The sequence below is a fragment of the Rhodobacter capsulatus genome (assembly GCF_052363175.1).
GTDB lineage: Bacteria > Pseudomonadota > Alphaproteobacteria > Rhodobacterales > Rhodobacteraceae > Rhodobacter > Rhodobacter capsulatus_D.
In genome coordinates this window covers 469,677-490,405 of record NZ_CP198946.1, presented here as the reverse complement: position 1 = coordinate 490,405, position 20,729 = coordinate 469,677, and the positions used below count along the sequence as shown (strand labels likewise).

The 20,729-nt window shown below is 65.2% G+C and carries 20 protein-coding genes; 13 read left to right on the top strand and 7 right to left on the bottom strand.

From position 1 onward, the window contains the following. The first annotated feature begins 21 nt into the window (after positions 1–21). Together ACTTAI_RS03200 and ACTTAI_RS03195 are read left to right on the top strand one after the other, a co-directional pair. Positions 22–1,554 carry an ATP-binding protein gene (locus ACTTAI_RS03200; RefSeq protein WP_444454241.1) on the top strand — a complete coding sequence of 511 codons (1,533 nt, stop codon included), beginning with the start codon at positions 22–24 and terminating at the stop codon, positions 1,552–1,554. Continuing rightward, positions 1,551–2,915, top strand: coding sequence for a sigma-54-dependent transcriptional regulator (locus ACTTAI_RS03195; RefSeq protein ID WP_444454239.1), 1,365 nt, complete (start codon positions 1,551–1,553; stop codon positions 2,913–2,915). The genes ACTTAI_RS03200 and ACTTAI_RS03195 overlap by 4 nt, the downstream gene beginning before the upstream one ends. Here ACTTAI_RS03195 and ACTTAI_RS03190 read toward each other — a convergent pair. Then, a complete protein-coding gene (locus tag ACTTAI_RS03190; protein WP_444454237.1) occupies positions 2,912–3,673 on the bottom strand; it encodes an NAD kinase in 762 nt (253 codons plus the stop codon). The two genes, ACTTAI_RS03195 and ACTTAI_RS03190, sit on opposite strands and share 4 nt — an antisense overlap. Positions 3,674–3,867: 194 nt before the next feature. Here ACTTAI_RS03190 and glyA point away from each other — a divergent pair, with 194 nt between their 5' ends. Next, positions 3,868–5,160 (top strand): serine hydroxymethyltransferase, encoded by a 1,293-nt coding sequence (gene glyA / locus ACTTAI_RS03185; RefSeq protein ID WP_444454235.1) that lies wholly within the window; start codon positions 3,868–3,870, stop codon positions 5,158–5,160. Positions 5,161–5,242: 82 nt separating this feature from the next. Next, positions 5,243–6,025 carry an alpha/beta fold hydrolase gene (locus tag ACTTAI_RS03180; protein ID WP_444454233.1) on the top strand — a complete coding sequence of 261 codons (783 nt, stop codon included), beginning with the start codon at positions 5,243–5,245 and terminating at the stop codon, positions 6,023–6,025. A gap of 3 nt (positions 6,026–6,028) precedes the next feature. Here ACTTAI_RS03180 and ACTTAI_RS03175 read toward each other — a convergent pair whose 3' ends face one another. The 3 genes from ACTTAI_RS03175 to ACTTAI_RS03165 form a co-directional block, all read right to left on the bottom strand. Next, positions 6,029–6,517 (bottom strand): cytochrome b, encoded by a 489-nt coding sequence (locus ACTTAI_RS03175; RefSeq protein WP_444454231.1) that lies wholly within the window; start codon positions 6,515–6,517, stop codon positions 6,029–6,031. 135 nt (positions 6,518–6,652) lie between these two features. Further along, entirely contained in the window at positions 6,653–6,835 is a 183-nt protein-coding gene (locus ACTTAI_RS03170; protein ID WP_013066180.1) for a hypothetical protein, read from the bottom strand. Between the two features lie 131 nt (positions 6,836–6,966). Then, positions 6,967–7,395 carry a hypothetical protein gene (locus tag ACTTAI_RS03165; protein ID WP_444454229.1) on the bottom strand — a complete coding sequence of 143 codons (429 nt, stop codon included), beginning with the start codon at positions 7,393–7,395 and terminating at the stop codon, positions 6,967–6,969. Positions 7,396–7,680: 285 nt separating this feature from the next. On the opposite strand from ACTTAI_RS03165, the gene ACTTAI_RS03160 reads away from it, so the two are divergent. From ACTTAI_RS03160 to ACTTAI_RS03145, 4 genes are all read left to right on the top strand, one after another. Continuing rightward, complete coding sequence (locus tag ACTTAI_RS03160; protein WP_444454227.1) at positions 7,681–8,793, top strand: efflux RND transporter periplasmic adaptor subunit; 1,113 nt, start codon at positions 7,681–7,683, stop codon at positions 8,791–8,793. Positions 8,794–8,803: 10 nt separating this feature from the next. Next, the gene (locus ACTTAI_RS03155) at positions 8,804–11,872 is read left to right on the top strand and encodes an efflux RND transporter permease subunit (RefSeq protein WP_444454225.1); all 3,069 of its coding nucleotides are present in this window, start codon (positions 8,804–8,806) and stop codon (positions 11,870–11,872) included. Between the two features lie 193 nt (positions 11,873–12,065). Next, complete coding sequence (locus tag ACTTAI_RS03150; RefSeq protein WP_444454223.1) at positions 12,066–13,271, top strand: aminopeptidase P family protein; 1,206 nt, start codon at positions 12,066–12,068, stop codon at positions 13,269–13,271. A 171-nt stretch (positions 13,272–13,442) separates the two neighbouring features. After that, complete coding sequence (locus ACTTAI_RS03145) at positions 13,443–14,294, top strand: L,D-transpeptidase (RefSeq protein WP_444454221.1); 852 nt, start codon at positions 13,443–13,445, stop codon at positions 14,292–14,294. 3 nt (positions 14,295–14,297) lie between these two features. Here the strand turns inward: ACTTAI_RS03145 and ACTTAI_RS03140 are convergent, their stop codons facing one another. After that, positions 14,298–14,636, bottom strand: coding sequence for a cupin domain-containing protein (locus tag ACTTAI_RS03140; RefSeq protein WP_444454219.1), 339 nt, complete (start codon positions 14,634–14,636; stop codon positions 14,298–14,300). Between the two features lie 189 nt (positions 14,637–14,825). Here ACTTAI_RS03140 and panB point away from each other — a divergent pair, with 189 nt between their 5' ends. Both panB and panC read left to right on the top strand, forming a co-directional pair. Continuing rightward, entirely contained in the window at positions 14,826–15,650 is an 825-nt protein-coding gene (gene panB / locus ACTTAI_RS03135) for a 3-methyl-2-oxobutanoate hydroxymethyltransferase (protein WP_444454217.1), read from the top strand. Continuing rightward, entirely contained in the window at positions 15,647–16,486 is an 840-nt protein-coding gene (gene panC, locus ACTTAI_RS03130) for a pantoate--beta-alanine ligase (RefSeq protein WP_444454215.1), read from the top strand. The genes panB and panC overlap by 4 nt, the downstream gene beginning before the upstream one ends. Positions 16,487–16,589: 103 nt before the next feature. Here panC and ACTTAI_RS03125 read toward each other — a convergent pair whose 3' ends face one another. Next, positions 16,590–16,841 carry a hypothetical protein gene (locus ACTTAI_RS03125; RefSeq protein WP_444454213.1) on the bottom strand — a complete coding sequence of 84 codons (252 nt, stop codon included), beginning with the start codon at positions 16,839–16,841 and terminating at the stop codon, positions 16,590–16,592. A gap of 125 nt (positions 16,842–16,966) precedes the next feature. Between ACTTAI_RS03125 and ACTTAI_RS03120 the strand changes: the two genes are divergently transcribed. The 3 genes from ACTTAI_RS03120 to ACTTAI_RS03110 all read left to right on the top strand — a co-directional run bounded on the left by ACTTAI_RS03120 (position 16,967) and on the right by ACTTAI_RS03110 (position 18,441). Continuing rightward, complete coding sequence (locus ACTTAI_RS03120) at positions 16,967–17,719, top strand: M48 family metallopeptidase (RefSeq protein ID WP_444454212.1); 753 nt, start codon at positions 16,967–16,969, stop codon at positions 17,717–17,719. Positions 17,720–17,863: 144 nt separating this feature from the next. Further along, positions 17,864–18,181: a DUF6455 family protein gene (locus tag ACTTAI_RS03115; RefSeq protein WP_444454210.1), complete on the top strand. Its 318-nt coding sequence runs from the start codon at positions 17,864–17,866 to the stop codon at positions 18,179–18,181. Beyond that, the gene (locus ACTTAI_RS03110; protein WP_444454208.1) at positions 18,178–18,441 is read left to right on the top strand and encodes a DUF6455 family protein; all 264 of its coding nucleotides are present in this window, start codon (positions 18,178–18,180) and stop codon (positions 18,439–18,441) included. Before ACTTAI_RS03115 ends, ACTTAI_RS03110 begins: the two co-directional genes overlap by 4 nt. A gap of 18 nt (positions 18,442–18,459) precedes the next feature. On the opposite strand, the gene ptsP is transcribed toward ACTTAI_RS03110, so the two are convergent. After that, entirely contained in the window at positions 18,460–20,706 is a 2,247-nt protein-coding gene (gene ptsP / locus ACTTAI_RS03105; protein WP_444454206.1) for a phosphoenolpyruvate--protein phosphotransferase, read from the bottom strand. Between the last annotated feature and the right edge of the window lie 23 nt (positions 20,707–20,729).

Below are 20,729 nucleotides of genomic sequence, written 5' to 3'. Positions count from 1 at the left end.
TGAACCGGTCAAGGTGTCGTCATGAATGATATTGGTCCTCCCTCCGAAAGCGCCAGCGGCGCGCCTTCGGAAAACAAGGCACAGATTGCACGGATCATGCTCCTTGGGCATGACCTCAGGGCAGCTGTCTCCGATATTCTGGGCGGGTTGCATCTGCTTGCAGACGAGGATCTGAGCCCCGCCATGCGCCTGCAATTCGAGCGGATGCGGGCGGCGGGCGAAGACATGGCCCGGCTGATCGAGGAAGGCTTCGAGATCGTCACCGATCAGGCCGTGGGGCCTTTGCGCCAAACTGTGCAGCTGGCGCGGCTGCTTTACGACGTCGAGATGCGCTGGACCGGACGGGCGCAGGAAAAGGGGCTCGGCTTTCACGTCGCCATGGCCCCCGATGTGCCGGTGCTGGTGCGGCTTGACCGGATCGCACTCGAGCGGGTGCTGTCGAACATGCTTTCGAATGCCGTGAAATATACCGACAGCGGTTCGGTGCGGCTGGCGCTGACGGTCGAGGCGAATGAGCGGCTCCTGTTCACCGTGCTTGACGACGGGCCGGGCTTCGATCCCGAACTGCGCGGGCGGCTGTTTCGGCAAGGCGCGCGCGGCGAGGTTCCGGGCAAGGCGGGCAACGGGCTCGGCCTTTTTATCTCGCGCGACATGGCGCGACGGCTGGATGGCCGGATCGAGGTCTCGAACCGTGCCGAAGGCGGGGCCCAGGTGGCGCTGTCGCTGCCGCTTGCGGGGCTGATGCCGCCCGAAATCGCCATCGACACCCCCCTGCCCGATCTGAGCCGGATGCGGGTACTGGTGGCCGAAGACAGCGCGCTCAATCAGGCCGTGCTGGGTCACATGCTCTCTGCGATGGGGGCGCATTGCGATACGGCCTCCGACGGGGTCGAGGCACTCGAGATGCTCGACAATGGAAGTTACGATCTGGCTGTGATCGATGCCGAGATGCCGCGGCTGTCCGGGCTCGATCTGATCCGCACCCTGCGCGCCAGCGGCGGGCGACACAGCGCGATTCCGGTCGTGGTCTGCACCGCCTATGTCCTGCGCGCGAACCGCGAGGCAATCGTGGCGGCCGGGGCGGATGCGATTGCCTCGAAACCACTGACCGCGATCGAACCCATTGCGGAAGCGATCACCCTGGCCCTGGAACGGCAAAGCGCCGAAACCGCAGGGGACGGCCGCCGTCCCTGCCCCCCTGTCGTAGACGAGACGGTCTTCGATGAGCTTCTGGTGGTGGCCGGTCCCGGCGCCTCGCAGGAGTTGCTGCAGCGGCTGATCTCGGATCTGAGCCGGGTTGAACGCGGGCTGGTCGCAGGCCTGTCGGAGCCCAATCTGGCGCTGGTGCGGTCGGACAGCCATGTACTGCTTTCCGTCTCCGGGGCGGTTGGGGCGGTGCGGCTGCAGGAACTGGCCGAAGAGCTTTGCGCCGCGGCCCGGCGTGAGGATGCGGTCGCGACGCAGCTGATCGGGCGCTCGGTTCTGACACAGATCGACCGGCTGATCGCCTATGCCGTGCGCCGACAGCGCCGCTTTGATGAGGTCGGGGCATGAACCTGCCGCTGCATGCGCTTGATGCCCCCGACATCCTGCTGGTCGAAGACACGGCCTCGATGCGGACGATCTATGAATCCCATCTGCGGCGCGCGGGCTATCGGACAGTGTCGACGGGCACCGCGGCCGATGCACTGGAGATGTTTCGCGTACATCCGATTTCGGTGGTGCTGCTCGATCTGATGCTGCCCGACCGCGACGGGCTCGATCTGCTCGTCGATCTGCTGGAAATGCGGCCCGAAACCTCAGTCGTGGTGGTCGCCGCGGAACGCTCGACCGAGCGGACGGTGGCAGCGATCCGCAGGGGGGCGCTGGATTACCTGGTGAAGCCGGTCACGGAATCGCGGCTGATGGAGGCGGTCGAGGCCGCCCGGCGCGCGGCGAATATTGCCCATGACCCGCATTCCGCGGAATCGCGGGCGCCACTACCCGATTTCATCGGCCATTCCCCCGCGATGCGCGACATCTATGACCGCATCCGCGCTGCCGCCCGCTCGATGGCGCCGGTCTGCATCAGCGGCGAAAGCGGCACCGGCAAAGAACTGGCCGCGCTGGCGATCCACCGGCTTTCGGCACGGGCACAGGGTCCGTTCATCACCCTCGATTGCGGCGCAATCCCACCCGACCGGCTCGAATCCGAGGTCTTCGGCCATCGCCGCGGCGCTTTTGTGGGTGCGCTGTCGGACCGGCTTGGCGCGGCGGAACTGGCCGATGGCGGCACGCTGTTTCTGGATGAGGTCTGCGAACTGCATCCGACCTTGCAACCGCGGCTTCTGCGGTTCCTGCAAAGCGGGCTCGTGCATCCTCTGGGCGCCGAGGCGGCGCGGCGGGTGAACCTGCGCATCATCTCGGCTTCGACGATGCCGCTGGCCGAAGCGGTGCGCACGGGACAGCTGCGCGAAGATCTGTTCTACCGCCTGCAGGTGGTGGGCTTGCAGATGCCGCCGCTGCGCCAGCGCGGCGAGGATATGCTGCCGCTCGCCGAGACCTTCCTCGCCCGCTATGCAGCGATCGAGGGGCGCAGTTTCACCCGGATTTCGCCCGAGGCGATGGCGCTGTTGCGGGCCTATTCCTGGCCCGGCAACGTGCGGGAACTGTCGAACGTGCTGCGCGCCGTCACCGTGCTGCACGAGGGCGACGAGCTGACCCCCGCGATGCTGCCGACCGAGGTGCACGCCTCCGGGCTGCCCCCCGCGACCGCGGCGGCGGATCTGTCCGGCCTGACGCTGGCCGAGGTCGAGCGCCGGGTGATCGAGGCCGCGCTGGATCGCCATGACGGGGCAGTGCCGAAAGCCGCCGCCGATCTGGGCGTGGCCGCCTCGACGCTTTACCGCAAGCTGGAAAGCTGGCGCACCGATTAGGCGAATTGTTCCCGCATCAGCCGTTCTTCCAGCCCGTGGCCGGGATCGAACAGGATGCGGTGGGTGATCGTCGGCTCGGACCGGATCTCGACCCAGAGCACCGGCTTCACCGAGCGGCTGTCGGCATCGGCCATCACCGGGCGTTTCGCGGCTTCGAGCACATCAAACCGCACCGTGGCCGAGCTGGGCAGGATCGCGCCTTGCCAACGCCGCGGCCGGAACGGTGCAATCGCCGTCAGTGCCAGCACGTCGGAGCCAATGGGCAGGATCGGCCCATGCGCAGAATAATTGTAGGCGGTCGATCCCGCGGGCGTCGAAACGATGGCGCCATCCGAGATCAGCTCTTCCATCCGCACACGGCCATTGACCGAAATCCGCAGCTTCGCCGCCTGCGGCCCGGCGCGCAGCAGCGAGACCTCGTTGATCGCCAATTCCTCGCGGATCACCCCGTCGGCGGTCTTCGCGCGCATCGCCAGCGGGTTGATATGGGCTTCCTCGGCCGCGGCCAGCCGGTCGGGCAGATCGAAGACACGGTAATCGTTCATCATGAACCCGACCGAGCCGCGGTTCATCCCGTAGACCGGCAGCCCCGATCCGGCGTGCAGGCATTGCAGCATCATGCCGTCGCCGCCCAAGGCCACGATCACATCCGCCTCGACGAGCGAGGCCTGCCCATAGCGCGCGACAAGATCTTCCAGCGCCTCCTGGGCGCTGTCGGCCTGCGAGGCCGCGAAATGGATCTTGCTCGGTCGGTTCACGGTCGGCCTCCGGTTCCTCTTGGTGTGACAAGGCGGGGGGCGAATGACAAGCCCGTTCGGGCCTTGGCGCGTTTCCTGCTGGGCAAATGTCGCCCCGGCGTGACGCGCCAAAATGCCCGTTTGTCGCTTTGAGTGCTTTCGGGGGCCGATTTTCTGCGATAAACGGGCGACGACATTCGCCTCAGGAGTTGCCCATGACCGATCAACGCGACGCCGGGTTCTTTACCGAGAGCCTCTCCAGCCGTGACCCCGCGCTTTTCGCCGCCATCCGTGGCGAGCTTGGCCGTCAGCGCGACGAAATCGAGCTGATCGCTTCGGAAAACATCGTCTCTGCCGCCGTGATGGAAGCGCAGGGTTCGGTGATGACGAACAAATACGCCGAGGGCTACCCGGGCAAGCGCTACTACGGCGGCTGCCAGTTCGTCGACGTGGCCGAAGATCTGGCGATTGCGCGAGCCTGCGAGCTGTTCGGCTGTTCCTTCGCCAACGTGCAACCGAACTCGGGCTCGCAAGCCAACCAGGGCGTGTTCAACGCGCTTCTGAAGCCGGGCGACACCATTCTGGGCATGAACCTCGCCTCGGGCGGTCACCTGACCCACGGCGCCGCGCCGAACCAGTCGGGCAAATGGTTCAACGCCGTGCAATATGGCGTGCGTCAGCAGGACTGCCGGATCGACTACGACGAAGTCGCCCGTCTGGCGAAAGAGCATAATCCGAAGCTGATCATTGCGGGCGGCTCGGCCATTCCGCGTCAGATCGACTTCGCGAAAATGCGCGAGATCGCCGACAGCGTGGGCGCGTATCTGATGGTCGACATGGCCCACTTTGCCGGTCTCGTGGCCGGGGACGCGCATCCCTCGCCCTTCCCCTATGCGGATGTGGCGACCACCACCACGCACAAGACCCTGCGCGGTCCGCGCGGCGGCATGATCCTGACGAACAACGAAGAGATCGCGAAAAAAGTCAATTCGGCGATCTTCCCGGGGATTCAGGGCGGGCCGCTGATGCATGTCATCGCCGCCAAGGCCGTCGCCTTCGGCGAGGCGCTGCGCCCCGAATTCAAGGTCTATGCGAAGCAAGTTATCTCCAACGCGCAGGCGCTGGCGGACGAGCTGATGAAGGGCGGTCTCGACATCGTCACCGGCGGCACCGATACCCACGTCATGCTGGTGGACCTGCGCCCGAAAGGCGTGAAGGGCAACGCCACCGACAAGGCTCTGGGCCGCGCGCACATCACCTGCAACAAGAACGGCATCCCGTTCGACCCGGAAAAGCCGACCGTGACCTCGGGCATCCGTCTGGGCACGCCCGCCGGCACCACCCGCGGTTTTAAGGAAGAAGAGTTCCGCCAGATCGCGCGCATGATCATCAAGGTCGTCGACGGGCTGGCCGCCAATGGCGAAGAGGGCAATGACGCCGTCGAAGCCGAAGTGCGGGCGGAAGTCTCGGCGCTTTGCGCGAAGTTCCCGCTGTATCCGGCGCTCTGAGCGGTTCACCAGATCGAGAAGGCCCCCGACTTCGGGGGCCTTTTTCATTGTCCGGGGGCGGCCCGCGCGCTAGATCGGGCGAATGCTGAGTTTCATCGCCCATGGCCCCGACACCGCCCTGCCGCCGCTCTTGATTGCCCCGGGTCTTTTCGGCTCGGGCCGGAACTGGGGCGTGATCGCGAAGCGGCTTTCCGCCGGGCGAAAGGTGCTCGCGCTTGATCTGCGCAATCACGGCGACAGCTTCTGGGCCGACAGCCACACTTACCCCGATCTGGCCGCCGATCTGGCCGCGGTGATCGAGGCCGAGGGCCGCGCCTGCGATGTGATGGGGCATTCGATGGGCGGCAAGGCGGCGATGATGCTTGCGCTGACCCGACCGGGGCTGGTCGAGCGGCTGGTGGTGGCCGACATGGCCCCCGTGCCCTACAGCCACGGCGCGGCGCATGGCGGGCTGATCGCGGCGATGCAGGCGATGAGGCTTGATGATCTGACGACGCGAAGCGAGGCCGACAAGCGTCTGGCCGAGAATGTGAAAGACCCGGGCACCCGGGCCTTCCTTTTGCAATCGCTGGAATTGCGCGACGGGCCGGTGCGCTGGAAGTTCAACCTGACGGCGCTGGCGGCGAACCTGTCTGCGATTCTCGACTGGCCGGAGCCACTGCCTGCGGGGGCAAAGCCCTTCCCCGGACCGGCGCTCTTTCTTTACGGCGCGGCCTCGAATTATGTCCGCCCGGACAGCCATGAAAAAATCCGCGCGCTGTTCCCGCACGCGGATTTCCAATCTGTCGAAGGTGCGGGCCATTGGCTGCATGCCGAGCGCCCGCGCGAGGTGGAAACGGCCGTGGAAAGCTTCCTCGGCCGCTGAGGCTTATTCGGCCTTCATCATCCGGCGGATGATGCCGTTCTTCAGCACGAACTGACCCTTCACCGCACCGGCGACATGGATCAGGATCAACAGCAGCAGCACCAGCTTCAGCACATTGTGCACGCCCGCCGCCGGGCCGACCAGGCCGAACCAGGCGGTGCCGCCGCTGACCACCATCAGGATCAGCACCAGATACATCGTGTGCTGCACCCCCGAGGCGACCTTGTTCATCACCGGGCTGCCCGAATCAAGCGCCGCGGGCGCGCCGTGGCGCAGGCGCAGCACCAGACGCCAGATCACCAGCGCACAGATCGTCAGGCCGGTCATCACATGAAAGATCACGGCGGGGTTGAAGGGCGTGGGCTCGTTCGACATCCATTTGCCGAAGGCCTCGGCGATGTTCTCGCCCAGCAGGAATTGCGGAATGATCAGAACGGCAACCGCCCAGTGCAGCAGGATCTGGGTGCGGCTGTATCCTTGGGAAACGGGCATGGGGACCTCCTGGCGGGTTTCCGAAAATGAAACGGGGCAGGAAAGGCTTGCACAGCCCCTCCCGCCCCGCAAGCGGATAGATCAGCGCAGGGTGGACTCCTTCCCAAACCCGCCCCGCGCCCGATCTGTCCGGTGTTACGCGTCGTTGATCTTGCCCGCCACGATCCAGGCGACAGGCAGGGCCGCGACAAAGCCGATGACAGCGGCGTAGATCATCGTTTTCATGTCATACATGTTCATGGTCAGCGCCACGACGATGAGGACGCCAGCCACAGTGGGGCCGACGAGAGCATAGATGATGCCAAAAAGGCGGGTCATGGGTTCCTCCGGTGCAGCGCGTTCCATGCAAAGGAAGATATATTTGCACATGATCCGGCCTTGATCTGGGTCATGTGCACCGCTGCGGGACGGCCAAGATCCCGCGGCGGAACGCCGCAGCCCGAAGCGTCTCAGCCGCAGCGCAGATCAAACCGCGCTTCGCCGGTGTCACCCGGCAGCGACGGCGAGCGGTAGATCCCGGTCGCCGGCCCAATGACCTTGCAGCCCGAGGCCTGTTCGGCCGCCGCGATCATCAGCGGCGGAACCGCCTTGCGTTCGGCCCGGGACAGATAGCCCAGCCGGATCACCTCGGCATGAGTGTCCTTCAGCAGCACCGTGAAACGATAGCCCTGCAACGTCACATCATGACGGCTGGACCCGAAAAACGGTGGCGACGCCGAAGCCCCGCAGGCCGACAGAAGCACGGCCAGCACCAGCGCGAAAAGCAGCGGTGTCGACAGCAGCCGGGCCGCAGAGCGGGCCTCTTGGGGGGCCTGTTGCGGGGCGGGGCGGGGCGAAACGAGAATGGCGGGGGTCTGGGCAATCGGGTCGACGTGCATGGCAACCTCCATTCGGCACCCTCAGCATCCGCGTTCATGGTTAAGCAATTGTTAAAGTCGCCCGTTGGGGCAGCATTTTCCGAACCTCGGCACAGGATTTTCACAACTTTTACGCGAAACCGGGGCAGCGGGGCCACTGTGCGGAAATGCGAGGTCCAAGTGGCTTGTCTTTCGGCTTTTCGCACCACATCTTCTGCCAAGAAACGAGCCTGCCCGGTCTTTTTGACGGGTGGGCTTGGCGTGGCTTTCGTCGCGCCTGTCCACGTCGCGTCTGCGGAGCCGCCCATGATCAAACGCCTGCTCATCGCCATCGTCGCTCTCGTCATCGTGGCGGGGGGGATCATTGGCTACAACCTCTTTGTCGGCAAGATGATCGCCGGCATCTTCGCCAACATGAAGGCCCCGCCCGTTGCCGTCTCGGTGACCAAGGTGACGGCGGAAGACTGGCAACCCGGTCTTGAGGCGATCGGCACCGCCGCCGCCGTGAAGGGGACCGATCTGGCCACCGAAGCCGCGGGCATCGTGCGCGAGATCCGCTTCACCGCGAACGACCATGTCGAAAAGGGCCAGGCGCTGGTGCAGATCGACGACCGGCAAGAGCGCGCCGATCTGGATGCGGCGCGGGCGGCGGAAACGCTGGCCGAAACCGCCCTGACCCGCGCCAAGGAGTTGCGGCAGAAAGGCGTTTCGGCAACCTCGGCGCTGGACGAGGCGGAAGCCGCCGCGATCGAGGCCCGGGCCACCGTGGCGAAACTGGAAGCGACGCTGTCGACGAAACAGCTGACCGCACCCTTTGCGGGCACGATCGGGATTCCGAAGATCGAGATCGGGTCCTATGTGACGCCGGGCACCGTCTTTGCGACGCTGCAGGATCGCTCGCGGATGCGGGTCGATTTCACCCTGACCGAAAGCGATGCGGCGATCGCGAAACCCGGCATGCCGGTGACTGTCACCTCGGAAGTGGGCGATGTCTCGGTCGAGGGCAAGATCACCGGGATCGAGCCGAAAATCGACCCGAATTCGCGTCTGGTCACGCTGCGCGCCGATGTGCCGAACGACGGCGACAAGCTGACGCCCGGGCAGTTCCTGCATGTCCGCGTGGCGCTGCCGGTGGAAAAGAACGTGATCGCCCTGCCGCAGACCGTGGTCTCTTCGAGCCTTTACGGCGACAGCGTCTTTGTCGTGCGCGAAGAAAAACCGGAAGGTGCCGACACGGCCGAGTTGCATGCACGGCAGGTCTTCATCAAGGTCGGTCGCCATTTCGACGACAAAGTCGAGATCCGCACCGGGCTGGAACCGGGCGATCAGGTGGTGACCGCGGGGCAGAACAAGCTGTCCTCGGGCGCGACGGTCAAGATCGACAATTCGCAATCGCTGCCCGGCGTGGGCGGAAACTGAGGGCCCGGAGATGCATTTTTCCGAACTCTTCATCCGCCGCCCCGTCCTCTCGATGGTGCTCGGCGCATTCATGCTCCTGCTCGGCTTTCAGGCCTTCATGAGCCTGCCGGTGCGGCAATATCCGAAAGTGGACGAGACCGTCGTCACGATCACCACGACTTATGCAGGGGCCTCGCCCGAACTCATTCAGGGCTTCATCACCGCGCCGATCTCGGCCGCGGTCGCAACCACCGAGAACATCGATTATGTGACCTCGACCTCGATGCCCTCGGTGTCGCAGGTCTCGGTCAACATGAAGCTTGGCTCCGATCCCGACACCGCCCTGACCGAGGTTCTGTCCAAGGTGCAGCAGGTGCGCGGGCAGCTGCCCTCGGAGGCGGAAGATCCGGTGATCGTCAAGGGCACCGGCCAGACCTTCGCGCTGATGTATCTGGCGGCGCAGAACCCGAACATGACGACCGAGCAGCTGACCGAATATCTGGAACGGGTGGTCCGGCCGCGGATGTCGACGATTTCGGGGGTTGCCGAAATCGAGGTGATCGGGGCCGCGAATTATGCGATGCGGGTCTGGCTCGACCCGATGAAGCTGGCAGCGCGGGGGGTGACGGCCTCCGAAGTGCTGGCGGCGATCAAAGCCTCGAACTATCTCGCCGCGCCCGGCAAGACCGAGAACACCTATGTCGCGAAATCGATCACGCTGAAATCGACGCTGCAGACCCCGGAGGCCTTCGGCGCCCTGCCGATCCGGGCCGAGGGCGACGCGGTGGTGCGACTGCGCGACGTGGCGCAGGTCGAGCTTGCCTCGGATGACAGCGGCGAGATCGTCACCTTCAACGGCGCGCGGGGCACGTTCATCGGCCTGTCGCAGACGCCTTCGGCGAACCCGCTCGACACCGCCGCCGCGGTGCGGGCGGAGCTGCCGAAGATCGCAGACACCCTGCCCGAGGGCATGACGATCGAGCTGGTCTATGACACGACCGAACAGATTTCCGCCTCGATCACCGAGGTGTTCAAGACCATCGCCGAGGCCGTCGCCATCGTCGTCGTGGTGATCCTGCTCTTCCTTGGCTCGATCCGGTCGGTGGCGATGCCGATCGTCACCATTCCGCTGTCGCTGGTCGGCGTGATGGCGGTGCTGCTGGCGCTGGGGTATTCGATCAACCTTCTGACGCTGCTCGCCATGGTGCTGGCGATCGGGCTTGTGGTCGATGATGCGATCGTCGTGGTCGAAAACATCCACCGCCACATGGAGGAGGGGATGAAACCGATCCCCGCCGCCGTGCAGGGGATGAAGGAGATCACCGGCGCCGTCGTGGCGATGACGATCACGCTGGCCGCCGTGCTGTCGCCGCTCGCCTTTACCGGCGGCGTGACGGGGGCCTTGTTTCGCGAATTCGCCTTCACCCTTGCGGGTTCGGTGATCCTGTCGGGGGTGATCGCGCTGACGATCACGCCGATGATGGCGGGGCGCATCCTGAAGGAGGGTCATGCCACCGGCTTTGCCGCCTTCATCGACCGCACCTTCGAGCGCTTCGCGAATTTCTACGAACGCCGCGTCGCGGGCTCGCTGAAATATCGCCCGGTAACGGTGCTGGTCGTGGTGGTGCTTGTGGGCACGATGGGCTTCATGTTCCAGCGCACCGCGACCGAACTGGCCCCCGACGAGGATCAGGGCGCGGTGATCGCCATGGTGCAGGCGCCGCGTTATGCGACCGCCGATTACACCGCGCATTACATCGACCAGCTCGGGCAGGCCACCAAGGACATTTCCGAGGTCCGCACCGCCTTTTCGATCGCCGGCTTCGGCGGGTCTGACAGCATGGGGATCTATATCTGGGCACTGAAGAAATGGGCTGACCGCGACCGTTCGCAGGAAGAGGTGCAAAAGGACATCCAAGCCGGGATCGACGCCTCGACCGGCATGGAGGGCTTTGCCTTCGCCCCCCCCACCCTGCCAGGCGCGGGCGGCGGTCTGCCGATTTCGGTGGTGGTGCAGTCGATCTACGGGGCGGATCGTGTCGCCGAAGTGGCCGAGGAAATCCGGCAAAAGGCGCAGGCGACGCACAAGTTCATCTTCGTGCAGAACTCGCTCAGCTTCGACGCACCCGAGATCCGCGTGACCATCGACCGCGACCGGGCGGCGGCGCTGAACGTGCCGATCTCGGACATCGGGGTAACGCTGGGCCTTTTGGTCGGTGGCGGCTCGGTGGCGCAGTTCGACCGCGATTCCAACAGCTATGACATCATCCTGCAGGTGCCCAAGAGCTACCGCGGCACCCCCGAGGATCTGGGCCGTTACTTCGTCCGCGCGGCCAGCGGCGAGATGGTGCCGCTGTCGTCCGTGGTGAAGATCGAGACCGGCTCGATGGCCTCGAAGGTGGAGCAGTTCAACCAACTGAACTCGGCAACGATTTCGGCGCTGCCGATCCCCGGGCAATCCTCGGGCGACGGGCTGGCGGCGATCATCCAGATCGCCAACGAGGTGATGCCGGAGGGATTCTTCCTTGATTATTCCGGCCAGTCGCGGCTGGAGCAGACGCAGGGCAACACGCTGATGATCGCCTTTGCCGCGGCGGTGCTGGTGATCTATCTGGTGCTGGCCGCGCAGTTCGAGAGCTTCCGCGACCCGTTCATCATCCTGATGTCGGTGCCGCTGACGATCTTTGGCGCGGTGCTGCCGCTGAACCTGGGGCTGGGGACGCTGAACATCTATTCGCAGGTGGGGATGATCACGCTGATCGGGCTGATCACCAAGCACGGCATCCTGATGGTGGAATTCGCCAACCAGCAGCGCGAGCATCACGGGCTGAACCGGCAGGACGCCATCGTGCTGGCGGCGAAGACCCGACTGCGGCCGATCCTGATGACCACCGCCGCGATGGCGCTGGCCGTGGTGCCGCTGGTCATCGCCGATGGCGCGGGCGCGGCGGCGCGCGAGGCGATGGGGATCGTGATGTTCTCTGGCCTGTTGATCGGGACGATGTTCACGCTGTTCGTCGTGCCGATGTTCTACACCTTCATCGCCCCCTCCGATGCGGCGATGAAGGCGGCGGAAGAGAAACGGCTGGCAGCGGGCTGAGCCGGACCTGAAAGACAGAGAGGGGCGCGGGGCTTGCAAGCCGCGCGCCCCTTTGGCATTCTGGGGCCGAGCCGTGGCGATGGCGTCGCCACAGGGCCCTGCCCGATGCTTGCGGAAACCGAACCGTTTCGGGGCCCGCTTACGTCCTGAACGCCGGGATCTTTCGGGGTCCCAGAGGCCCAAAGGACAGATCATGCAAAGACCGGAATTCTACACCTGCGAAAATGGCCCCAAGGTTCTGCTGCCCTTCGAGGCCGCGGAATACGAGGCACGCCTTGCAGGCCTGCGCGACATCATGGAGCTGCACAGCCTTGACGCAGTCCTGCTCACCTCGATGCACAACATCGCCTATTACTCGGGCTTCCTTTACTGCAGCTTCGGCCGTCCCTACGGGCTGGTCGTGACGAAGGATCGCTCGGTCGTGATCTCGGCCGGGATCGATGCGGGGCAACCGTGGCGGCGCTCGCATGGCGAAAGCCTGACCTATACCGACTGGGCGCGCGACAATTACTGGCGCGCGGTCGCCCATGTCGTGGGCCAAGGCAAGGCGGTGGGCTGCGAGGCCGATCACCTGACGATGCTGAACGCCGAGAAGTTCAACCACTTCCTGAAGCCGAGGCGCGGATTGGACATCGCCCCGGCGACGATGACGCAGCGGATGGTGAAATCCGAGGCCGAGATCGCGCTGATCAAGCACGGCGCCGCCGTGGCGGATGTGGGCGGCTATGCGATCCACGACACGATCAAGGAAGGCATTCGCGAGATTGACGTCGCGATGGCGGGCCGCGATGCGATGGAAGCGGAAATCGCCAAGCGCTTCCCCGATGCCGAATACCGCGACACCTGGGTCTGGTTCCAGTCCGGGATGAACACCGACGGCGCCCACAACCCGGTTACGGGGCGGGTGCTGAAGCGCGGCGATATCCTCAGCCTGAACTGCTTCCCGATGATCTCGGGCTATTACACCGCGCTTGAACGCACGATGTTCGTGGGCGAGGTCGACCCGGCCTCGCTGAGGATCTGGGAGGCGAACGTCGCCGCGCATGAATACGGCATGTCGCTGCTGGTGCCGGGCGCGGTCTGCTCCGAAGTCACGCACAAGATCAATGCCTTCTTCGAGGAACGGCAACTGCTGCAATACCGCACCTTCGGCTATGGCCACAGCTTCGGCGTGCTCAGCCATTACTACGGCCGCGAGGCGGGGCTTGAACTGCGCGAGGATATCGACACCGTGCTCGAACCCGGGATGGTGATTTCGATGGAACCGATGCTTACCCTGCCCGAGGGGATGCCGGGTGCGGGCGGCTACCGCGAACACGACATTCTGGTGATCGGCGAAGACGGCGCCGAGGACATCACCAAATATCCCTACGGCCCCGGCTTCAACGTCGTGGGGTAAGATCGGCAAGGGGCGGCTCAGGTCGCCCCTTTCGCCACAGCCAGCGGAATTTTCATGACTTTTCAGGATCACAACCGCGCGAGGGCTTGACCTTGCGTCGGCGCCGCCCCCTGATCGCCGCCAATGCCCCGCTTGCGGGGAGATTCGCTCATTTCTCGACAGGTGCTGCCCGTGTCCCGTCTTTCGTTTGTCTTCCGCGCCCCGCTTGCGGGACTTCTGGTTCTTTCCGTTCTGGCAGGCTGCGCCGCCGATCCGAAGGCCGCCACCACTGCGCCGCTCAAGGGCGTTCCCCCGGAATATCAGGCCCGCCCGGATGGCGAACGCGTCGTGCCCGCGGTGAACCCCGCCTATCTGAACGAACGCAACCGCCGCCGCTGGGTCGAGTATACCGGCCCCGAGGGCAAGGATACGATCGTCATCGACCCCTATGCGCGCGTGCTCTACCACGTCGTCGAACCGGGCAAGGCGATGCGCTTCGGCATTGCCGTGGGCAAGGCGGGCAAGGGCTTTTCGGGCAATGCCGTGGTCGGTCGCAAGGAGATCTATCCGTCCTGGCAACCGACGGCGCGAATGGTGCGGGCCGATCCCGCGCTTTACGGGCCGCTGGCGGGCGGGCTCAAGGGCGGGCTCGACAACCCGCTCGGCGCGCGGGCGCTTTATCTTTACCGCAACGGCCAGGACACCTATTACCGGATCCATGGCACGATGGACCCGTCCTCGATCGGCAAGGCCACCTCGGCAGGCTGCATCCGGCTCTTTAATCAGGACATCATCGACATGTTCGACGAGGCGCCGATGGGCACCCGCGTCAAGGTCCGCACCCGCGCCGAGAGCCTTGAACTCGAAGGGCCGATGCACGAACTGCATACCGGCTATGTCGTGCCCGAGGCCGAGGTCGAGCTGATCGCCGCCGATGACGCCGCCTGGGCGGCCGGTCAGATCACCGATCCCGCGGTGCTGGAGGCGCAACAGCACGCCGCCGCCGTCGCCTCGGCCGAGGCGCGCGGCGCAGCCGGAAACTGAGCCCTAACGGATCAGGATCACATAATCCTTGCGGGTGGTCTCGATCACCCGCCAGATCCCCCGAAACCCCGGGCGGATGAAGAAAGCGTCCCCCGGACCGACCTCCATCCGCTCGCCCGCGTCGCCCTCGATCACCGAGCGGCCCGCCAGAATCCGGCAATATTCCCATTCATCATAATGCACACGCCACGCCCCCGGCGTGCTTTCCCAGATGCCGCAGAAAAGACCGTCCTCCTCCTCGGCATTCCAGGCGCGGTGAACGGGATCGCCCTCGATCAGACGTTCCGGGTCGGGACGGGAGAGTTCCGGATCGCCCACGGGCGTCAGACGTTCGATCAGCATGGCGGGACCTTCGCGATTGGAGAATGAGAGCCGGGGCTTTGCCCCGGACCCCAGGATATTTGCCGCAAGATAAAAGCAGAAGGTGGACTGCGACGAAAGAGACCGCCATGGATGCTGCGTCGCGGCGTTGCCACTTTGCATTTACGGATTGGAAAGAGTAGGAAGCCCGCGAGGGAGAGGGAGGATTCCATGAGCGCAACCGCGAGTCAAAGGCGGCTGATGCCGTCGGACATTCTGGCCCTGAAGGGCAAGGTGCCGGTGGTGGTGCTGACCGCCTACACGACGCCAATCGCGCAGCTGGCCGATCCGGCCTGCGACGTGCTGCTGGTCGGCGATTCGGTCGGCATGGTGCTGCATGGCCTGCCCTCGACGCTGGGCGTGACGATGGAGATGATGATCCTGCACGGCCGCGCGGTGATGCGCGGCTCGGATCGGGCGCTGGTCGTGATCGACATGCCCTTTGGCAGCTACGAGGAAGGGCCGGAGCAGGCCTTCCGCAATGCCGCACGGATCATGGCGGAAAGCGGGGCTGGGGCGGTGAAGCTCGAGGGCGGCGTGCACATGGCCGAGACCATCGCCTTTATGGTCGCGCGTGGCATTCCGGTGATGGCGCATATCGGGCTGACGCCGCAATCGGTGAACACGCTGGGCGGTTACAAGGTGCAGGGCCGCGGCGCGGATGGTGACCGGCTCAAGGCCGATGCGCTGGCGGTGGCCGAGGCCGGGGCGTTCTCGGTGGTGCTGGAAAAGGTGCCCGCGGAGCTTGCGGGCGAGATTTCGGCGATGCTCGCCATTCCGATGATCGGCATCGGCGCCGGGGTCGATTGCGACGGTCAGGTGCTGGTGATCGACGACATGCTGGGCCTCTTCACCGATTTCCGGCCGAAATTCGTCAAGCGCTATGCCGAACTGGGCCGCACCGCCACCGAAGCCGTCGCGGCCTATGCCGCCGAGGTCCGCAGCCGGGCCTTCCCGACGCCGGACTATTCCTTCTTCGACGAGGTGAAGAAATGACGCAAGTGATCCGCACCTCGGCCGAACTGCGCGAAAAGGTGGCGACCTGGAAACGCTCGGGGATGCTCGTGGGGGTCGTGCCGACGATGGGCGCGCTGCATGATGGCCACATGAGCCTCGTGCGCGAGGCCCGCAAGCAATCCGACCGGGTGATCGTGACGATCTTCGTCAACCCGATGCAGTTCAACAACAAGGACGATCTGGCGAAATACCCGCGCAACGAGGATCACGATCTGGCGCTTCTCGAGGCAGAAGGGGCGGATGTGCTTTTCGCCCCCGGCGTGCACGAGGTCTACCCGGACGGCTTCGCCACGGTCGTCTCGGTCTCGGGCGTGTCGGAGCCGCTCGAAGGCGCCTTCCGCCCCGGCCATTTCGAAGGTGTTGCGACCGTGGTGAGCAAGCTTTTCGGGATGACGCAGGCGGGCCGCGCCTTCTTTGGCGAGAAGGACTGGCAGCAGGTGCAGGTCGTCAAGCGGATGGTCGAAGACCTGAACGTGCCGATCCGCATCATCCCCTGCCCCACGATCCGCGAAGAGGACGGGCTGGCGATGTCGTCGCGCAATGTGCGACTGACCCCCGAGGAACGCGCGCTGGCGCCGAAGCTTTACGCAGAGATGCAGGCGGCCGCCGAGGCGATCCGGGCAGGGGCGCCGGTGGCCGAGACGCTCGCGGCGGCAAAGGCCGCGATCAGCGCGGCCGGTTTCGGAGACTGGGATTATCTTGAGTTGCGCACCGCCGACGGTCTGCGGCCGATGACCGAGCTGTCGGAACCGGCGCGGATGCTGGCGGCGGTTCATCTGGGCGATGTGCGGCTGATCGACAATATCGCCGTGTGACAGGCGCCGGGGGCGCTGCCCCCGGACCCCCGGCGTATTTCGGCCAAGAAAAAGGCCATGGCTTTTCCTGGTCCAAATACGCCCTTGCGCGGGCGGGCCTTGCTCAGGCCTTTGTTCTGGATTGCAACCGATAGACGCCTTCGGGCAGGTCGAGGGCGGCGGCGAGTTCGCGCAGTTGCGCATGCGAGAAGACCACCCGCACCACCGTCTCGGTGGTTTCGTCGAGTTGTTCGACCACCACGCAATCCTCGAAGGACTGGATGGTGATGTCTTCCCGCAGATAATCGCGGGGGTCATCGCCCTCGTCGACGAGGGTGATCACGGTGGCGTCGAATTCGTGCTCGATGGTGAACATGATCCGATGCTAACGCGCATGGACGGACACGAAAAGGGCAAACATTTCGGTGATCGGACCAAAGGCGATTGCACCCGGACGCAGCGCCGCTAGTATCGCGGAAATTCATTCCGGTCCTTCGATCCATGGCGCGCCGTCTCCTTGCTGTCCTTGCCCTGCCGCTGGCGCTTGCCGCCTGCGAGGCTCCGCATCAGGGGATGGACGCAACGTCCCTGCCCCGACCGAAAGCGCCGGTGGTGACGGTTGAGACCGGGCCAGATGCCCATACGGCAGCGGCGAATTTTCTGGCCGTCGCGCGGGACATGGAACCGCGGATCGAAAGCGAATGTCTGTCGCGGACGCATGGGCGGATGAATTGCGACTATCAGGTGATGGTCGATGAACGCCCCGATCCGCAACCGAACGCCTTTCAGACGCTGGACGCGCGCGGCCGTCCGATCGTCGCCTTCAACCTTGCCCTGATCGCCGAGGCGCGCAACCGCGACGAGTTGGCCTTCGTCATGGGGCACGAGGCGGCGCATTACATTCTGGGCCATCTGGAACAGAAAAGTTCGGATGCGACCCGCGGGGCGCTGATTCTGGGCGCTTTGGCAGCGGCCTCGGGGGCGGATGCCGATGGCGTGGCGCAAGCGCGGGATTTCGGCGCAGAAATGGGCGCGCGCGCCTATTCCAAGGATTACGAATTGCAGGCCGATGCCCTGGGCACGGTGATCGCCTGGAACGCGGGCTACAACCCAGAGCGCGGGGCGCTGTTCTTTACCCGCCTGCCCGATCCGGGGCACAGCTTCCTTGGCACCCATCCGGCGAATGGTGAGCGCATCGCCGTCGTGCACCGGGTCACCTCGGCGCTGCGCAAGGGCACCTTCCACGGCTTCTGATCCGCAGTCTGCCCAATTCCCCGGCATATCTGATTGCGCGAGCGGTAACACCGCGCGCCTCGCGCAAAGATTGATCTGAATCATGGCAATTCGACACCCGCGGCAGATGATTTGTGCGACCCTGCCCGGAACAAGGAATTGCTTATGCACGGACGGAAGATCCTCAATCGGCATGCCGCCCTGATGAACCGCATGGCACAGGCTCTTGGCGTCAATCTCACCGAGATGATGCTGCAAGGGAAGCTGGGCGGTGATGATTGGCGCGAAGCGGTGGTGCGCTGTGCCGGTTGTCCGGAGCCGACCGAATGCCTGCACTGGCTCTCGGCGCATGACGAAGACAACGGGCCCGGGAAACCGGAAGCCGAAGCCCCGGATTATTGCACCAATCGCGAGATGATGGCCCGCCTGCGGGCGGCGCTGGCGACGGATCAGATTCTTGCAGACGCCGAAGGAGAGAAATGATGGGCATTCAGGGCAACATCGATCTGTATTTCTGGATCGCCCGCGGCATGGGCCGTCGGATGGGGGTGAACCTCACCGAGGCGATGCATGAAGGGCTGCTGTCGCAGTCGGATTTCGCGCAGATGATCAATCACTGCCGCATGTGCGCCGGCTCGGAAGGTTGCCTTGCCTATCTTTCGGAACATTCGGAAGACCGCGGATCGGCACCCGATTGGTGCGCGAACGGCCCCGTGCTGCGCGAAATCGGCGAGATGGTCTGAGCCTCTCGCCGCGGCGTCTCAGCCCTGCAACCCGGCCAGATAGGAGGTCACCGCGGGCCGGACGCTTTGCATGCCGCGCGCGCGGGCGTCATCGATCACCGCTTTCAACTCGGTCAGATCGGCGCGGCGCAGCAGGTGCTTGACTGGCCCGATCGAGGCCGGGCGCATCGAGAGCGTGCGGATGCCAAGCGCGGCGAAAGTCAGCGCCTCGATCGGGCGTCCGGCATCCTCGCCGCAGAAGCTGAGTGCGGTGTCATTCGTGGCGCAGCGCGCGATGATCTTTTCGATGAAGGTCAGGAAGCTGGTGTCGAGCGTGTCATAGCGGCGCCGGACGCGCTCGTTTTCGCGGTCGGCGGCAAAGAAGAACTGCTTCAGGTCGTTGCCGCCGATCGAGATGAAATCGCAGCTGGCAAAGAAGCTGTCGGCGGCAAAGGCCAGTGACGGCGTTTCCAGCATCGCCCCCACGCGCAGATCGGAGGGCACGGGCCGACCCAGCGTCGCCTCGCGGTCGATCTCGCGCATCAGCGTGGCTTTCGCCGCGTTGAACTCGTCAGGCGTGGCGACGAAGGGGAACATGACCGAGAGCGGCCGCCCTTCCGAGGCGCGGATCAGCGCCTGCAACTGCATCCGCAGCACGCCCGGTTTATCAAGGCCCAGCCGGATCGCCCGCCAGCCCATCGCCGGGTTCGGCTCTTCTTGCGGCTTCATGTAGGGAAGCACCTTGTCCGAGCCGATGTCGAGGGTGCGGAACTGCACCTTGGCGCCCTTGGCGGCGTCGATTACCCGCTTGTAAAGCGCCGCCAATTCGCCGCGGCGCGGCACGCGCGAGCGGATCAGGAATTGCAATTCGGTGCGGAACAGCCCGACCCCATCGGCGCCCGAGCCCTTGAGCGAGGGCAGATCCGCCATCAGCCCCGCGTTCATCATCAGGCTGACACCATTGCCCGCCCGATCCACCGCCGGTTTCGTGCGCAGATCGGCGTAGCGTTTCTGCGCCTCCGCCTGCATCGCGATCTTGTCGCGGAAGGCGGCGGCCACGGTGTCTTCGGGGCGCAGGTGCACGATGCCCTGATCGCCATCGACCAGAATCGGATCGCCGTTCAGCGCCTCGTTGGTGATTCTCGTCGCATGGATCACCAGCGGAATCGCCAGCGCCCGGGCAACGATCGCGGCATGGCTGCCGACCGAGCCCTCTTCCAGCACCACACCCTTGAGCTTGCGACCGTAATCCAGAAGCTCGGCCGGGCCGATGTTGCGCGCAACCAGCACCGGATTGTCGGGCAGTTCGGCGCCGGTATCCTTGCCCTGCCCGGTCAACAGCCGCAGCAGCCGGTTCGAAAGGTCATCAAGGTCGTGCAGCCGCTCGCGCAGATAGGCGTCGGTGGATTGTTCCAACCGCGCCCGCGCCGTCGATTGTTCCTTTTCCACCGCCGCCTCGGCCGAGAGGCCAAGGTCGATGTCCTCGCTCATCCGCCGCACCCAGCCGCGCGAATGGGCAAGCATCTTGTAGGCTTCCAGAACCTGACGCTGTTCCTTGTCCATGCTGGCCGAGCCGATCAGCATGTCGTCGATCTGCGCCTGCAGCGTCGAGACTGCGGCATCGAGCCGGGCCTTTTCGGCATCGGGATCATCGCCGACCGGGTTCGTTACGACGACGCGCGGCTCGTGCAGCCAGACCCGGCCCTCGGCCGCGCCTTCCTGCCCGGTCGAGCCGCGGAACATGACGGGGAACCGATGTGCCGCACCAATACCGCCCTGATCGCCGGTGAAGGCGCCCAGTTCGGTCATTTCCGCCAGCACCATCGCGACGACTTCGAGCCCGTAGACCTCGTCATCCGAGAAGAGCCGCGCCTCACGCGATTGCACGACCAGAACGCCCAGTTTCTCGCCGACGCGCTGGATCGGCACGCCAAGGAAGCTTGAATAAATCTCTTCGCCGGTTTCCGGCATGTAGCGGAAGCCGGGTTCGGCAGGCGCATTGGCGGTATTGGCAGGCTGGCCGGTGCGGGCGACGCGGCCCACCAGACCCTCGCCCAGCCGCATCCGGGTCTTGTGCACCGCCTCGGGGTTCAGCCCCTCGGTGGCGCAAAGCTCCAGCGTTTCCGGGTCGCGGAACAGATAGATCGAGCAGACCTGCGTCCGCATCGAATGGGCGATCAGATGGGTGATCCGGTCGAGCCGATCCTGTCCGTCGCCGGGGGTGGCCAGAGTGTCACGCAACCGGCGCAACAGCGTGCGGCTGTCACTTTCGCTGCGATCCACCATGGCCTAGCCGCCCCCGTTTTAGA